Source organism: Dietzia sp. CH92 (assembly GCF_032248695.1).
Taxonomy (GTDB): domain Bacteria; phylum Actinomycetota; class Actinomycetes; order Mycobacteriales; family Mycobacteriaceae; genus Dietzia.
In genome coordinates, this window is record NZ_JAVHXC010000002.1 from 531,835 (window position 1) to 548,407 (window position 16,573).

The 16,573-nt window shown below is 59.9% G+C and carries 9 protein-coding genes, 2 pseudogenes and 1 other annotated feature; of the genes and pseudogenes, 7 read left to right on the forward strand and 4 right to left on the reverse strand.

Annotated features, from left to right (window positions below; genetic code table 11):
- The first annotated feature begins 2 nt into the window (after positions 1–2).
- The 3 genes and pseudogenes from RWK90_RS05900 to RWK90_RS05910 form a co-directional block, all read left to right on the forward strand.
- Positions 3–734 carry a hypothetical protein gene (locus tag RWK90_RS05900; RefSeq protein ID WP_314035723.1) on the forward strand — a complete coding sequence of 244 codons (732 nt, stop codon included), beginning with the start codon at positions 3–5 and terminating at the stop codon, positions 732–734.
- Positions 735–795: 61 nt separating this feature from the next.
- Positions 796–2,001, forward strand: a complete 1,206-nt coding sequence (locus tag RWK90_RS05905; RefSeq protein WP_314035725.1) for a hypothetical protein — start codon at positions 796–798, stop codon at positions 1,999–2,001.
- Between the two features lie 309 nt (positions 2,002–2,310).
- Positions 2,311–2,562 (forward strand): annotated as a pseudogene (locus RWK90_RS05910) (IS481 family transposase); the annotation flags it as partial.
- A gap of 1,730 nt (positions 2,563–4,292) precedes the next feature.
- Here RWK90_RS05910 and RWK90_RS05915 read toward each other — a convergent pair.
- From RWK90_RS05915 to RWK90_RS05930, 4 genes are all read right to left on the reverse strand, one after another.
- The gene (locus tag RWK90_RS05915; RefSeq protein ID WP_314035726.1) at positions 4,293–6,455 is read right to left on the reverse strand and encodes an acyltransferase family protein; all 2,163 of its coding nucleotides are present in this window, start codon (positions 6,453–6,455) and stop codon (positions 4,293–4,295) included.
- A complete protein-coding gene (locus RWK90_RS05920) occupies positions 6,456–7,799 on the reverse strand; it encodes a hypothetical protein (RefSeq protein ID WP_314035728.1) in 1,344 nt (447 codons plus the stop codon). It lies immediately after the preceding gene.
- A gap of 192 nt (positions 7,800–7,991) precedes the next feature.
- Positions 7,992–9,842, reverse strand: coding sequence for a nucleoside-diphosphate sugar epimerase/dehydratase (locus tag RWK90_RS05925; RefSeq protein WP_314035731.1), 1,851 nt, complete (start codon positions 9,840–9,842; stop codon positions 7,992–7,994).
- A gap of 55 nt (positions 9,843–9,897) precedes the next feature.
- A complete protein-coding gene (locus tag RWK90_RS05930) occupies positions 9,898–11,292 on the reverse strand; it encodes a polysaccharide biosynthesis tyrosine autokinase (RefSeq protein WP_314035733.1) in 1,395 nt (464 codons plus the stop codon).
- A gap of 1,222 nt (positions 11,293–12,514) precedes the next feature.
- Between RWK90_RS05930 and RWK90_RS17345 the strand changes: the two are divergent.
- From RWK90_RS17345 to RWK90_RS05945, 4 genes and pseudogenes are all read left to right on the forward strand, one after another.
- Positions 12,515–12,640: pseudogene (locus RWK90_RS17345) on the forward strand (hypothetical protein); the annotation flags it as partial.
- 98 nt (positions 12,641–12,738) lie between these two features.
- Positions 12,739–12,847, forward strand: a sequence feature (AL1L pseudoknot).
- Between the two features lie 69 nt (positions 12,848–12,916).
- A complete protein-coding gene (locus RWK90_RS17350; RefSeq protein WP_396230279.1) occupies positions 12,917–13,711 on the forward strand; it encodes an IS3 family transposase in 795 nt (264 codons plus the stop codon).
- A 683-nt stretch (positions 13,712–14,394) separates the two neighbouring features.
- Complete coding sequence (locus RWK90_RS05940; protein ID WP_314035735.1) at positions 14,395–14,982, forward strand: ElyC/SanA/YdcF family protein; 588 nt, start codon at positions 14,395–14,397, stop codon at positions 14,980–14,982.
- Between the two features lie 772 nt (positions 14,983–15,754).
- Entirely contained in the window at positions 15,755–16,489 is a 735-nt protein-coding gene (locus RWK90_RS05945; protein WP_314035737.1) for a hypothetical protein, read from the forward strand.
- The last annotated feature ends 84 nt before the right edge of the window (positions 16,490–16,573 follow it).

Consider the following 16,573-nt stretch of genomic DNA (forward strand, 5'->3'; position numbering starts at 1 on the left):
ATATGACTAGACACATTTTATGGACATCGGGCTGGGATTCAACTTTTTGCGTCGTTTCAGCGCTCCTCGACAGCGATGATCTCGTGCAACCGTGGTACGTCCTCGATTCCGATCGCAGATCATCGTCTATCGAGCTTAAGCGCATGGGCGAGCTGAGCGAGATGATCGCCCGCGACTACCCGCATGCGGCCGAGCGCTTGCTTCCGGTGACGGTTGTTCGGGTCGGCGAGATACCGCGGGACCGGCTCGTCGAAGAACAGTACTTCGCACTTCACTCCGAGTATGGCATAGGTGGTCAATACGATTGGTTGGCGCGGTTAGCGAAATGGAAGAATTTAAAACTTGAGCTAAGCGTCCTGCATGGCGCGGGCGCTAGCGGAGCATTCTCAGAATACCTGAAGCCGGCAATGTCTGGACGCTACAAAATGGCGGCGCCGGAAGATTCGCCGCTCGAGCTATATGAGCGCTTCTTATTTCCGCTTTACGGCCGCTCAAAAATCGATATGGCAGACGAGGCGAGGCAGCGCGGCTTTGAAACGATCATGAATCACACCTGGTTTTGCTTCAACCCGATAAGTGGTCGTCCATGCGGTTATTGCACGCCTTGTAGGCAGGCGATCGAGGAGGGGCTTGGCTACCGCGTGCCGACCAGGACTAGGCGACGTCGCGTCCAAGCCTGGGCTTTTATGCTACCTACTCGCATTCGGGTTAAGCTACGGCAACTAAGCAGGTAGCATGCCGCAGTGCAAATCGTCTTGATCTATACCATCTGCTTCCCTCCCGAACAGGCGTCCCGTGACTAGAGAGAGCGCGGCCGGCTTTGCCGATCAGGCTGCATCGAGCCTTGCTAATATCTTGGTAATTTTCGCCTGCGCACGCGTGATGGACGTTGCCTCCTTCGGCGAGGCCAGTGTCGCCTTCGCGATAGTTACGGCGATAATTATGGGTTGCCGCGGTTTCCTGGGCACGTCACTGGCGGTACTCAGCGGCGATCATGATCGGGTTAAATCCGAACTAGACAGGGCATCCGGTGCCGCGCTGTTGCTCGGATTTTTTATCGGGCTGATCTTGGTACTCTACGGGGCGTGGTCCGACTCGAGCATTTGGATCGTTTTTGGTCTGGGGTGCCCTTTTCTTGCTGCTCAGGATGTTATTCGTTATGGAGCCATCTCGCTTTCACGATCTACCTTAGCGCTGACTTCCGACTTAGTTCGCTTGGTTGTGTCGATTGTTTGCTTCGCGAGCACTTTCACCTCCCATCATCAGTTTCCGCCGGTCGCAATAGTCGGTAGTTGGCCCGCTGGCGCTGTATTGTCTGTCCTCGTAGTCTGCTTTGTCCTTAAAGTCCGTCCGTCGCCTAGGAGCTTTATTGTTTTGATGGCCGACCGACTGCGCGAGCGGCTGGGCTACGCCTTCGACACACTGATGATGTCAGTCACTTCGATCCTCTACATTGTTATTTTAACGAGCCTGCTTGGCAATGAGGGAGTGGCTGGTTTACGTGGCGCAGGCACATTGCTCGGACCGCTCAATACTATGGTCGCAGGCTTGTCGCTCGTGATGGTACCCCGCCTCGCACGGAGCAAAGCGAGCGTCAGCGCGATGATCCGAGAGGTCATCCCCCTCACTACGGCTATGTGTGTAGTGGCTGGGCTATGCGGATCGTTAGGCTTCTGGCTGCCCGAAAGTCTCGGCTCGGCACTGCTTGGTCCCACCTGGGTGGCGGCAGCAATCGTCCTTCCGATTATGGCTGTTGAGTATGCGCTAACTGCAATCAGGACGTCGCTTTCAACGATCCTGCGGGCCCGCCGAGCCGCTAGTCGGCTAGTAGTCGCTCGCATCGCTTCCACGGTAGGGATGCTGACTGTCGCCGCCGTCGGCCCGTTGTTTGGCGGGCCGGAGGCTGTAGCTTGGGGGATGGTGATGAATTCCGCCGTCGGAGTGACAATTGTGGCGGTCCTCTTGACTTCACTGTCGAGGGGACAGCGGCCACTTAAGTGAGGTTCCTGCCGCCAGACGGTTAGCGGACCGGCAGGTCGGTGGAACCTCGGCAGCAGGGGAGCCAGGCGTGTCGCTTTCTTTGCCCCGAATGCCCCGGCTTCTGTCCTGGTAGCCAACCTCAATGATCGGGACCCGCGTGGTGGGGAGCTTGGCGACGTAGCTTGGCTGCTCGGTCTCGGGCCTGGCGCTGTTCAATGGCGTCGTCGCCAGTGGTGCTTCGGAATTGCTACCCGGAGATCCTGTCCCGTTACGGGTGCGTGCGCTTGCCGTTCACCGAACCGGCCACCGACGCCCCGATCCCGCGACACAAGGCGCCGCCCGACCCGCTACGAGCACGCAGCTCCCGGCGATCTGGTGCACGTGCATATCAAGAAGCTCGGAAGAATCCCCGACGGTGGCGGGCACAAGGCCCTCGGCAGGGCCAAGGGGCGCAAGAACCGCAGCGGGGTCGGGTACTAGTTCATCCACGGGCGCCGTCGACGACCACTCACGATTGGCCTACAGCGAACTGCTGGACGACGAATACAAAAAGAGACCTGCGCCCAATTCTGGAAGCGGGCAGGCGCGGAACCTGACCCAGTTTCCCCGACTATCTCGGTGTGGCATCAGGTTCCAGTGGAAGTGTGCAGTGTTTCGTAGTCCTGCGGAGAGACTATCCCCAGGGCCGTACCTCGGTGGGTCTCATTGTGCCAACCCTCGATCCACTCGAGTACCGACAAGGCCAGTTCGGTGCGGGTGGCTCAGTCGCGGCGGTGGAGTGGTTCTCGCTGCACGGTGGACCAGAATGATTCAATAAGCGCATTGTCGACGCTGGACGCCACACGCCCCATCGAACACGAGCAGGGCCTGCCTGGCGCAGGCGGAGCCCGAAGATTCACGACGTGGAGGCGCTGCCGCTCTTCAAAGTGCACCACGGCCCCGTGTCGCTGCCAGCGGGCCATCTCCAGATTGTCCACCGAAAGTTCCGAGGGGACGTGGCCGGCGCTCGTCCACCCGATTACGCAGCGCGAGTAGGCATCGATCACCGTGGCGCAGTGCACCCTCCCATCCCGGGCGCGATGCTAGGTGTCATCGGTAAACCTGATGCGGTCCGGAGCATCTGCACGAAATTGTCATTGGACCAGATTGGGGAGCGTGGCAGGGCAGGGCTTCCACCCGCGGTGTTTGCGTCGGTGCCATACCCCGACCCGGCCGGCCGAGCGCATCAGCCGGGCCACCCGCTTACTCTCGACCCGGGTGCCCAGCCCCAGACCCAGCTCGGCGTGCACGCGGGCCCGCTACGTAGGTGCCTCGGGTCGCGTAGTGCACCCGGGCGATGGTCTCGGTCAGCTCCGCGTCCGCCCGGGACCGGACGGGCGGCGGCCGGCGGCCGATATCGCCACTCGTAGTAGCCCGACGTCGACACTTGCAGGGCCCGGCAGAACACCGCTAGAGGGAACCCATCGGCGGCGCGCTCGTAGACCAGCCGGAACCTACTCTGGAAGGACGTTCTCCCTAGCGATGCAGGCCGATACACGTTCTGGGGTTTTCTGTCTCTATCTCCAGCTCCCGGCTCTCGCGCTAATACTCCGCCAACTGGAGTTTGTCAGCTCTCGTCAGCCCCGCCTCTCGGCCCAAGCCCACCTCATCTACGGACTTCCACCGCCGCGGACACGACTCGCTGATACCCAGGTTCCGGGCGACTCGGGCAATCAGTTCACCTGAGCGACTAGATCAAGAACTCGACGCCGGAACACCGTCGGCTTCGCTGCAGTCATCACAGACTTGTTCCCTTGGATGATCATCACCCGCGTTAGTGTCCGGAAAAGCGGGTCAGGCTCCCAAGGCGCCTCACCCGCCACCTGCGTGGCAAACCTACGTGGACCGAACAATTGTGGCTGAAGTAACCGTCGTCGACGACATAAGGATTATGCCCATAGGTCAAACTGCCTCAAGGACCTTTTACCGCCCAGATAATGCCACCTACGAGGGTCGGAGCCAGCCAGTCGTCGATAGCCTGCGTCCCCTCCGGTTACCCAGGACCTTGGCTAACGCCGCAGTGGACGGACTCCAAACGCTCGCGCTAGGTTCGGCTGCACATACTGGCGCCACACCATCAACTAATACCCGGAGTTCGAACAATGACCCTGGGGCCAACACCGGTGTCGCGTCCGTGTCAGTCGCCGAGTTGAAACAAAACACCGAGAAACGGTTGTCGAATGGACGGGAGTCAGGTGTTCGCCACCAACCCATTTTTTTAACCAGATACCAACGTTGAACCTTAACTCGCCGTCATCTACCGTCTTCTGTAACTAGCCAGCTCCCGTTACCACAGGGACTAGTTGCCGTTCGAGTTCATCCACTAGAGAAAGCGCATACTGGAGCGATAGGTGATTCGAGTCGCGCCATACAAGAGTATTACCAATTACCGGCGGACAAGTACTCCCCGGACAGATCCAGTCGGTCAAGTCGATCACTGGAACGCCGGTTTGAGACGCGACCTGCGGTTGCACTGAATCTCGGCGCGAGAGTACCTCACTTTTCTCAAGCACGCACCGACGCAGACTCTCGACGTTCGCTTCCACGCATTCAGCGACGTTCACGCCCGGATAAGGAGTATCGCGGATAAGCGCAACCGATACGCCAGCATCGCGGATTCGGTCAATAGTTCGGATCTCCCCTGCCTCAAAAGAGGCCAAACCCTCCGCTGCGAACTGCTTATAATTGCTATGGCTTAACAAGAGGACGTCCGGAGCATCTACCCCGGTGAGCCATTCCATCGCTGATTCGTACCATTCGCGGCAGGAGACATAGTCGGCCCCCTCCGCCGTCGTGAGCTCCGCGTCGACTAGCGGGCACGCACCCTTAGTTGCCGCCCGAACGCCCCATCCATTCCGCTTTGCAACGGCAATAGCGGGAGCTACCCACTGGCCCGCATGCGAATCCCCCATAATGGCAACTGTCGTGTTGGCGCCCGGGACTCCAAGCTCGCATACGCGGAACTCGGAACTATCAAGATTTGAGTGACATCTACGATGCGGCTGGACCACTCGATTCGCCACCGCCGGAGCGGGATTGATGTGCTCCACTTGATCTACAGGCATCGCGTTAGGCGACGAGTTTGGATCATCACCCAACGTTTGGGCACCGACGGGCTTATCATCGCGCCCGTCCGCGATGCCTGCGGCCGCCCCTATCGCGGAAGCCGCGTACGGTTCCGGGTGGCGCGCAGTTAACGCAAGAATCATCGACGTAGCCACTACTAGCGAAGTAATCAACAATCCAAGAAAATAGACATTGCCGAGGCTAACGTTGGTCCACTGAGCGCGACGTAGGGGGTTCTCAACGAACCTAAGCGACAACCATGCTGGCAAGATCGACAGCGCCGCCAAGGCAACGCCCTCCGGCACGGTCGCTGCCCTGGTCCCGTCTGTAATAAGTTGACTCCCTATGACAATCACGGGCCAGTGCCACAGGTACCACGAGTACGAAATGCTACCCAACCAGACTAGAGCTTTTCGAGACAACAGCGGAGCCGGTCCGAGGCTACCGGCTTGCGGCGAGAACGCGATCAATAGCGCTGCGCCGACTGTCGGCGCTAGTGCTATCCACCCTGGAAAACTCATCTCGGTGGTATAAACCACCCCAGACGCGAGAATCGCGGCAAGCCCGAGCCATGCAAAAATCGCGGAAACAAGCCGGCCGATTCGAGCCACGCCAACAAGAGAGACCGCAACAACACCACCTAGGCCTAGTTCCCAAATCCGAGTGGCTGTCACGAAGTACGCCCTCGCAGGGTCGATTTCCGTCATGTAAATAGACCACGCCAGTGAAGCCGCTACCGAGACCGAAAGGGCCAGCAGCAGAGCCTTATGGGCCGAGATGTAACGACGGACGACCAAGTATCCAAGAGCGGCGACAATAATCGGCCAAAATATGTAGAATTGTTCCTCTACCGACAACGACCAAAAGTGCTGCACAGGGCTCGCGCTATCCGTCTGCGCTAAGTAATCAACTGAGGTCTCCGAGAATCGCCAATTGACAACATATAGGCCGGCGAACAGCGCGTCGAGAGCTATCGCGCCCAAGCGCGAGGCAGGCAGGAATAAGTAAGATGCAAGCAAGATGACGACGAGCGCAAGGCCGCTGGCCGGCAAAAGACGCTTGATCCGGCGAGCGTAAAAATCGAGTAAGTTAATCTTGCCGTTGTCACGCAGACCGCGATACAGCATGGCGGTCATAAGGAAGCCCGATATAACGAAGAAGACATCGACCCCGATGAAACCGCCGCCCAAGAATGGGACGCCAGCGTGCCAGAGTACAACGAAAAGAACCGCTATCGCGCGCATCCCCTCGATGTCCTCGCGGAAACGCGACGCGGCTTCCGAGCGCCGCGGGCTAGCTACCAAAGTTGCCGTCTGGGTCATGAATACACCTTTAGATAAACCGTCGTCTTCAGTTTCGCTGAGTGACACCTAATGGTGTCGAAAAGCCAGGTCACGGGAGCCTTGCCCCGACAGTCCAGGGCCAACCCTCCGCACATCAGCGGCAGGAAGACGGATCCCAACCGTCAACAATATGATCGCGAGCAGAATTAGAACACGCACACCGGCTCGCGACACGTATGTGAACGTCCCGCTCCAGACTAGGTCAGCAACGCCGCTCGCGAGCACGATGCCCAATGCGTAAGCTGCGACCGGCGGTGCAGAGCTTTCGAGGATAATGAGCAATCTGTCCGCCAACACCAGGAAACACCCAATTACTATCGGGGCGAGAACGATTCCCACCCATCCGAAAGAATAAAGCGCCTCTCCATAGACAGACCCAGCATCGGATTGCCCATACCTGACCAGATGCGGAGTGAAAATTTCAGCGAGTTCTGCACCAAACCCGACCGGCTTATCGGACCAGTACTGCCTTGGTATCCAGATCACAGCCGTGGCGAAAAGCGTCCCAAAACCCACATGGTCGAGCGAGCCCGCCAGGTCGAGTTCGAGTAACTGTGAAAAACGTACAAACGGGGCGAGTATGGAAGCGATACCGCTACCCTCAGCGTTTTCGTAGCCCTGCACGTTGATGGCAAAGGAAGTTCGCCATGTCACCATGTAAGTGAGCACCGGGACAGCAACAATTAAAATGGATGCCTTTACACGCCGGTCAGCCCAGCGGACGGAGAAACACATTGCAACCGCTAACCCCAATGTCCCGAGGATTAGCCGTCCAAGACCAGCAAACAAAAACTCGGTGTACAGCAGAAATAGCAATGCGCAGAGCGGAAGCGTCAATAGGGCGGGCAACGTCGACCGAGCCGCGCATACGGCGAAGAGAACCAGCAACGCGAAGGCAGCCGAGCGTTCGAGCCCGGGAACTCGCAAGCCAATCGCGATTAGAACATAGAGGGTAAGATTCAAAGCGAGAAGCAGCCAAGCGGCTGAACTCATCCGTTGGCAGCGCCTCGCCTCATAGGCATCTAAGCCACGGCCTAGCCCAAGGGGTACCAAAAACTGAAAGATGGCTATCTGGCTCGCCAAACAAGCGCTTGACGCCAGAAGGAAGAACTCGAACGCGCTTTCAGACCCGTCAAAATATGTATAGACAGCGGGAAAATGAAGGAACAAACCGGTCGCGAACGCGAATATCGCGGATGCTCCGATACGGTTGTGGCCTTCTCGCCAGAAGTGGATACATGAGTGCGCTAAGCCCGCGCAGCCGACGAGGAATAACCCGTACTGCGGGCGCGATGTCGAGCCGACGAAGTTGGCACCAACCAGCACCGCCAGCCAGAAGAAAGCCTCGCCGTACCGCGCGGGGGCCGTCATTGTCGGCTTCTTCACCGCGGGCCTGACATGCGCTATCATCTGAACCCCACTGTCGATACCATTTAACTTACGGTGCGTGTGCAATATTCCATTTGAAGCCTCCGTTCAGAAGCCAGCTTCCTGTCTTCTGCGAGTGAGCCCCCCCCTCTTATCTAAGGCCTAGCCCCTCGACTCGGATCCCCGATACCCGGGTCAACCAGATTTGTCCGCGAGCCACCTGCGAGACGCGCCCGCGTCGCCGAGAACTAATTCAACCTCCGCCAGATCTATTTCAAAGGGAGCTACGCGCGCGTGAGTGATGGCGGGATGGGCTCGCTGATCGCTTACTAGGTCCCGTCGGTCAAATAGCTCTTCATCGATCTTTTCGTTCTCTCGCAGTCCTGTGTACACGATTCCGATGTCTTTTCCAGACTGTTCTATTAAGGTTCGCGCTACATCGATTATCGCCACCGGCTCGCCCATGTCTAGCACTAAAGTCTCGCCTGATTGTCCGATCACAGCAGCCTGCAAGACCAACTGGCACGCCTCCGGGATCGTCATGAAGAATCTACGCACGTCTGGGTCAGTCACCGTTAACGGGCCCCCTTCGGCGATCTGTCGCTCGAAAACCGTAAGGACTGATCCCCGCGAGCCCAATACGTTCCCAAAACGGACGGAAACGTACTTACCCTGGCCAGCCCTTTCCGCTGCCGAGGCTGTGAGTCGCTCAGCTATCCTTTTGGAGAATCCGAGAACGTTTGAGGGGTTCGCAGCCTTATCGGTCGAGATATTGACAAACGTTTCAACCCCCGACTTAGCTGCTGCATCTAGCAGATTCTTTGTTCCCAGCACATTTGTCTTAACCGCCTCTAGTGGATAGTGTTCCAGGAGGGGCATGTGCTTTAGAGCTGCCGCATGGAAAACGATCTGCGGACGGCGCTCGGCGAAAAGTCGATCTACAGTTTCGCCGTCTCGGATAGATGCCAGAATGGTGTCGTCCCCGTCCAGCATCGACTGATTCTGGATCGATAATTGCGTCGCGTGCAGGCCCGATTCATCGCGGTCCAGCATAATCAATTCGCTCGGACGGAACCGCATAAGCTGCCTACATAATTCAGAACCGATCGATCCTCCCGCTCCCGTGACCAGGATCCGTTTGCCTCGTAGATACTCCGCTATTTGTGATTGATTTAGCCTCGCCGGCTTGCGACCCAACAGATCATTCACGTTGATCTGCCTTAGTTCATCAGCGGCGGGTCGGCTTTTCATGAGTTCGCCGATCGGCGGAAGAATCAGAACGTGGAGCCCCGCTCTCTCCGCGCGATCTCTTATTTCGATAAGATCTTCGGGCGAAAGACTCGGTGCCGCGATCACGAACGTGCTCACGGCTTCTTGAGAGGCAATCCTCTCTAGTCTCTCCCGGGTGCCTCTTACCTTGACTCCCTCGATGACCATGCCTTGTTTGGCGGGATCATCGTCCAGAAACGCAACCGGGTTGTAGGTGCTGTTAACCGACTGGCGTAGCTGCTTAACGAGGTGCCGTCCGCCATCCCCGGCTCCAAAAACAATTACTCTTTCAGCCTCCGCAAGCGCACCCGAACCTAGTAGTCGCCTACCGCGAACGAAAGAGCGAAGCGTGAGGGAGACCAGTAGCGTAAAGGCACCTGCCATTAGAGGAAGACCGCGCGGGAAAGCCTGGACCGACGGACTCGACATCAAGATAAGAAAAACCGTGGTCGATGCACCGGCGACAACGATCGATAGCCAACTCGCTTCAATTAGGCTTCCTGGGATGAAGCGACCCCTATATAGGCCGGAGATCACGCCCAAGACCGCGGAGAGGACCAAAGTGCCGAATAGGACGGTGGTGAATCGAAATCCCTCAAGAGCCTCGAGGGAGCGAGTCGTGTCAAAATCGAATCTCAGCCACAATGCACACCCGTACATCACCGTCCACGCGAACGAGTCGACCGCGAGCCACGGTGAGAGGCGCCTCGAGGCGAGGACTCTGAATATCTTACTCCGCGGATGCGGGTGCTGCGTTCCTGTGCGGTCGCGAGTCATTGAGGTATCCTTCCGTGGTAAAACGAGCATCCGCTCTTGCGCCTCAATGAAAGAATCAGCCGTCGTTCGCTGCAACAGCCTTGGCGGACGAATAGTAATACGTGTCGTAATAACCAGCAGCACCTTTACGGGCAGGCCTATTGGCAATCATTATGGAACCGAGCAGCCTCGCGTCGGCGGTGCGCAGGTTGGTCACCGCTTGTTGGAACTGGTCAGTGGTCGTGCGGCTTGCTCGTACGACCAGTACTGCGCCATCGGTTTTTCTGGCAAGCAGGGCACCGTCAGTAACGGGCAGCAACGGTGGAGAGTCGATGATGACGTAGTCGTACTTTTCCCGCAACTGCTCTAGGAGTCGACTACAAGTTTCTGAAGCCAAAAGCTCGGATGGATTCGGGGGAAGCGGGCCGCAGGCTAGAAGCTCCAGACCATCGTGTCGAGTTTGTTGTACCACATCCTCGAAGCCTGCCTGACCTGTAAGCACGTTGGTCAATCCAACTGCGTCCGGTAGGAGCATGTAGTTAACCACGCGCGGGCGACGCATGTCAGCTTCGACCAAGAGGACTCGACTCCCCGCCTCCGCGAGAGCCAACCCCAGATTAACTGCGGTTTCGGATTTTCCTTCTTCGCTAACTGATGAAGTTATTACGAACATTTTCGGCGGCTTGTCTACCTGAAGAAACTGGAGGTTTGTTCGCAAGCGACGGAACGCCTCAGCGGTCGGAGAGTGACCTCCTTGGAAGTCAATCTCGTGCTCAAACCCCTCCTTCCGATCCTGCTTAGCTCGAAAGGGGATGTCCCCGATCACCGAGGACTCAGCGATTAGTTCGATCTGCTCCCTGCTCTTTACCCGGCGGTCGAGGACGTTCGCGAGGACTGCACCGCCGGCACCCAGCAAGAGCCCGAATAGGATCCCGATTGCGAGGTTCTGCTCGGTTTTGGGAGCGATAGGATCGGTCGGGAGACCCGGCGGCTGCACTACTGTTAGCTTGGCCTGCGGCGGTCCCCCCATGTCTGGGGTTTCTAGTTGGCTAACGATCGATGGCAACACGACCCCAATTCCACTGGCGATTTCCTGGGCCCTCTCGGGGATTGTGTCCGTTACTGAGACATTCAAGAGGACGGTGTCGTTTTCACCGCTCGCTTCAACTTGTGAGGCAAGCTCGCTAGGCGACAAATCTGCGCCAGTCTCGTCAATTACTTGTCGAGCTACCTCTGCGCTTCCTACCAACCTCGCGTACGACTGCACGCGCTGTTGGGAAGCCAACGAACCTTGGTACGCAGCAGCAGCCGAGTCACCGCCGAGAGAGGTGACGTAGAACTGGACCGATGAGACATACGTGGGAGTGGTCAGCAAGCTCAGGCCTAGACCAAGTAGCCCTCCGATCAGCGTGGCCGCAACGATCATTAGCCAGCGAGCTCGAAGCACCACAATTAAGTTTCTGAGGTCCACTCTGTACAACCTTCCTTTTGGGGTCGCCCCCGCATCGTCCCTGATCCATCTAACAACCGCGGCCTGCACTACCGCGTGCGAGTTTAGTCACAGAGTTCGCTGTCATCGCGGCGGCCCAAGTCGCGGAGCGCGAATGAAGAATGCCCTCACCTCGGTCGCCCCCTCTTTTGCTATCCCGTTCGAGCGCACCCAGGCTCCGTGCTAGGCTTGGCTGTTAATAGGGCTACCCCCTCCACGGGTCCCGACTTCAACGGCGTGACCACCCGCTGTGAGCAACATATGCATTGCTTCACCTGATGCTTGGTCCTTCAATGTTTATCGGTCGATACCCTTGTGGTGTGGCGGTTGGCGACTGCAAGGCTCCGCTGTAACTTTGGCAAACATCTGACCGTTATCGTGCCAGATCAAAGAGTTTTCCGGCGGTCCTCGGCGCGCTTTCGCCGAGGCTGGGAATTTTCCCGCCACGTTGGCTCTTTCAGCCGGAATGTACTGGTAGTCACCGGACGGAGATGATCGGTCGATCGTCAGGATGCGAGTGGAACTAGAAGAAGTTGGGTCCGGCCCCTTATCGCTTCCCAAGTCGGCTGCCCAATCCTGGGCCTTCCCGTCACAGAGGCCGATGGGGCGCCGTGGCTCACAGAATGCTCGGGCGGCGCGTGTCCGGGAGCCCCTAGTCCCACCCAACATATTGGCTGGCAAGCGCTGCCAATTGCCGTCTCCCGGTAGCCATCCGAGGTTGCCGATCGTCCTAAAGTCACTGCTCAGAGGCAAATCCCGACAGTTTCTGCCCACCCCCTATGAAAGTGCGCTACTGGTCAAGCCACGGCATGACGGACTGCGCTTGTGGGTTACCCCGAGTTAATTGATCAGTCGTCCAACAATCGATTCGCCCCCGGGGGGGGCGGATCGATAGGTTTTGCGACGGAGGGGTGCCAATGCCCTGGATTGGACCGTACGACGGGCCACTGCGGGTGGGGCGTCAACACATCCAGGGCGTCGTGATAGTTATGACAACGCAAGCGCGCCTAGAATCGACACCGAGGTGTCCACCACGTCGACACAGTCTGTGCTTAATTTAGCTATCCTGCATAGTTCTGGTCCTGTCTTTGATCGATCTGAACCTCCCTGGATCTGTCGGAGGGTTCCGATCTAACAAGGAATACTGGAACCCATGGCAGCACCACGAAAGTTCGACGCTGAGACCCGGGAGCGGGCGGTCCGGATGTATCACGAGCACCTGGCGGATGCGCAGTGCTCCAAGGTCGCCGCTCGCACCCACGTCGGGTCACTGCTGGGCGTGAACCCGGCGGCGACTCTGCGGAACTGGATCGAAGCGGAATCGAGCCCCTCGTCACCTGAATCGACCGCCGAATCCGCGGAGGTCAGGCGCCTCAAGCGGGAGAACGCCGAGCTGCGCCGGGCGAATGAGATCCTCAAGACCGCCTCGGCGTTTTTCGCAGCGGCGGAGCTCGACCGCCGACTTACCTGATCGTCGACTACATCGACGTCCACAAGGTGCGATTCGGGGTCGAGCAGATCTGCCGCGTGCTCACCGAGCACGGCATCACGATCTCCGGAGAGCACCTACTACGCCCGCTCGGCCGCGCCGTCCACCGCCGCCGAACTGGATGACGCGTACGCTGCCCACGAGGTGTTCTGCCTATTCCACGACCAGAGGGGCCTGTACGGAGTGCTCAAGCTATGGCACAGCCTGCGCCGGCGGGGCCGGGACATCGGCCGAGATCAGGTGGCCCGCCTGATGGGCATCTGCGGCATCGCCGGCATCGTGCGAGGTAAGCGGCGCACAATCACCACCGAGTCCGATCCCTCCGCGGACCGGCACCCCGATCTGATCGACCGTCAGTGGAACGCCCCGACGCGGCCCGACCAGTGGTGGGTAGCCGACTTTACATATGTATGGACACTCGCCGGCTTCTGCTACGTCTCGTTCGTCGTGGACGTGTACTCCCGCCGAATACTCGGCTGGCGCGCCTCTACGACCAGGCGCTCCGATCTGGTCCTGTCGGCACTAGAGCAGGCGATTCACACCCGCCGACGGGGCTCGTTCGAGTTCACCTCGACCGGACTCGTCCACCACAGCGACGCCGGCACCCAGTACGTCTCCCTGGCCCTGACCGATGCGCTCCGCGACGCCGGGAGGCAGGGGTCGATAGGCAGCGTCGGCGACGCTCTCGACAATGCCCTCATGGAGTCCACGATCGGGCTCTACAAGACCGAACTGATCGACCTCGAGACGACCCGCAGGTGGAATGGACGTAACGAGGTCGAACGCGAGACCGCGGACTGGGTGCGATGGTTCAACGAGAAGCGACTGCACTCCGCGATCGACTATCGGCCACCGACCGAATACGAGGAGATGTACCGTTCCAGCCAGGCGACCGAACCTCAGGCCGCCTGATTCAGCAACACCCTCCGAGGGATCCAGTGCGGTTCAATCGCAAGACCTCTGACAGAGACACTTCCCGGCAGCTGCGGCGGAGCAAAGTGGGCGGCCGCAAATGACCCGGCCTTCGCAGGGCTGCCGGGTGGTTGTAGTCGGAGTCACCCGGATTTTATCGACCGCTACTTGGTTGCCCGACTTTGTAAATTTGGCCGGCGAATTTTAGTCCACAACTGATCTGCCGTAGGTAGAACCAGCACCCTGGCCGGCGAGCGCCCGCTCGTCCGGCGGATTGGCCGGAAACGCGTGACCGGGCCAAGGCCGGAAAGCAGCGACGGCCCTCGGGGCCTGCAGGCGGGTCTCGAAGCTAGCCAACCTTTGGTTGCGAAGAGCCACTGCCGCCTTTGAGCGGGTCCACGTCCATCTCACCTGACCGGTACCGGCGACAAGGACTTCACCTGCCAGCGTCGACGTGTTCGTCACTACCGTCATCGTCATCTACACCCGCTCTCAGGTCCCCTAGCTTTCAAGCGCAGGCGACGATCATCAAAACAACGGTCTCACCGCCAGCACTTGGGCCAGAACCGACCGACGCGGACCTCAGCAACCTTTACCCGTTGGGCCCACGAAAAGGTCGAGTGTGGCCATGACTGCCGGTAGCGGCTCAGCAAGCGCTCAGCGCACGGCCGTAGGTTAGGACCGTGAGACCCAGCTTTCGCCGCCGCCGAGTCGCGCTGACCGCGACACTGCTCGTGCTGGTAGCCACCGTCGTAGCTGGACTGGCAGCCGCGCGAGCGGTTTTATTCCCACAGGTCGATTTTCCTGGACACGTCGACGCCATCGTGGTGGTAGCCGGGGCCAACGACGATAGGTACGTTTACGCCCGGCATCTGGCAGAAAGCGGCGTTGCCGACCGCCTCCTAGTGTCTCAACCGACGCCCGGCGGCGAAGACTCCTACTCGGCTGCAATCGACGCGTACTGCGCGAACAGTCCAGTGGTCGCCCGGGACGGTCGACTCATCCAGATCGAGTGCTTCCAGCCCGACGTCGGAACAACCGAAGGGGAGACCACCGCAGCGACCCGCATCGCACGCGGGCGCGGGTACGAATCGCTCCTGGTGGTGACATACTGGGGGCACGTCTCACGGGTTCGCATCTACTTTGAGCAGTGCTTCGCGGGACCTGTCTACGTCACTGACACACCCCGGCCCACGCAGATCTCACGGCGCTATGCCTTCCTCCATGAGACGGGCGGCTTCTTCAAGGCTTTCCTCAAGCCGGCCTGCTGAACCACGCTGCGTGAGTGCCAGTCAGGAATGCATCCGCGCCGGAGTGTCGTACATGTCGCTCCGGCCCTGAGCCCAGACCGGCTGATCCGAACGATCCCCGGTGGTGCCACTAGAAGGGACAGACCGCCTCACGTCAGAAGGATGTCCAACATGGAATCCGAGTCCACCACCACCTCCGATCAAGACTAGAACCCTAAATGGTCCGAGAGCAACGACGGCAAGCTCGCCTGCTTGCGCGACATTTGAAAGGACGTCGACGGCGGCGACCTGCGTTTCGGCTACCCCAGCGTCGACGATTAGTCGCGACCGGGGGGGCGAACCGCCAGCGGCCGCGATGGGGGGTCAGCGGCCGCCGGCGATTCAATCGCACGCCGCGCGGGTCGCGACCGGGGATGGTCCGCGTGTTCCGCGCGACGCGGCGGAGTCGGCGACATGAGGGGGGGATCATGTTTCGCCACCGACGACGCCCACTATAGGAACGGTCGCGCCAGTTCACAAGCGTCAGTTATACGGAGTAGAGCTAAGTGTTTCATCGTCTGTTCGTATGACAATCCGAGACGTGGACGGCGACCTGCGGTGTCGTCCGCGCGCCGCGTCCGCGACCTCGCTCTGCGATCACCGCCGGGAGCGTGAAATCCTCGAGGGCATGTCGGGTCCTCACCACTCCCCCTGGGCACGTCCGCACGCAGACGGCCAGAACGCCGAGCCAGCGTCGCACCGCCACCCCGCTCCCCAACAGGGATGGCCGCAGGACGCTACCGGGCCTGGGCCGGTGACGCAGCGGAACACTCTGGGGATCGTCGCGTTGGGGCTTGCCGGGCTCGGCATCCTCCTGGCGTGCGTGCCCGGGATCATGCCGCTCGGCTGGATCGTGCTGCTGATCGCGTTCGTCCTGAGCCTGGTCGCCGTCACCTCCACCCACAGACGGCCCGGCGTCGCGATCGCGGGAATCGGCGCCTCCCTCGTCGGGGTGCTCGTCGCCGCGATCGCCTTTGTCGTGGCGACCGGCGTCTCCCCCAGCTCGGTGGTCTCCGCCGACAACGAGGTGATCGCCTCGGGCGAGGTCGGCGACAGCAGCCTCGAGGGCAGTGCAGCGGGGAGCCGCGAGAACCCCGCCGCTCCCGGCGACACCGTCACCGTGGGCGACTGGGAGCTCGTCGTGAACTCCTTCGACCGCGACGCCACCGAGCAGGTGATGGGCACCAACCAGTTCAACGACCCGCCGCCCGCCGGCAGCCAGTGGGCCCTGGTCGACCTCACCGCCACCTACGTCGGCGACGAGCTGGGCACCACGACCTTCATCGGCGTCTCGTACGTCACCGAGGACGGCTCGGTCATTCATTGGTATGACCACGTCGCCGTGGTCCCCCACGCCCTCAACGGCGAGCTGTACCCCGGCGGCACCGCCACCGGCAACGTGGGTATAGCCGTACCCCAGGGCGACGAGGGACTCCTCCGGCTGGGCACCCACGGCCAGACCGAGCTCGTGTTTGTGGACGCGGGCTGACAAACCAGCAGAGGCCGGCGCCATTCGGGGTGTAGCGGGGCGCCGACCGCCTTATGGTCGGTGAACCCCTCAGTTACTCGCCCC

What these genes read in the sequence shown, in the direction of transcription:
- RWK90_RS05925 (WP_314035731.1), bottom strand. Translation starts at nt 9,842, where the DNA reads ATGACTCGCGACCGCACAGGAACGCAGCACCCGCATCCGCGGAGTAAG.
- RWK90_RS05900 (WP_314035723.1), top strand. Translation starts at nt 3, where the DNA reads ATGACTAGACACATTTTATGGACATCGGGCTGGGATTCAACTTTTTGC.
- RWK90_RS05920 (WP_314035728.1), bottom strand. Translation starts at nt 7,799, where the DNA reads ATGACGGCCCCCGCGCGGTACGGCGAGGCTTTCTTCTGGCTGGCGGTG.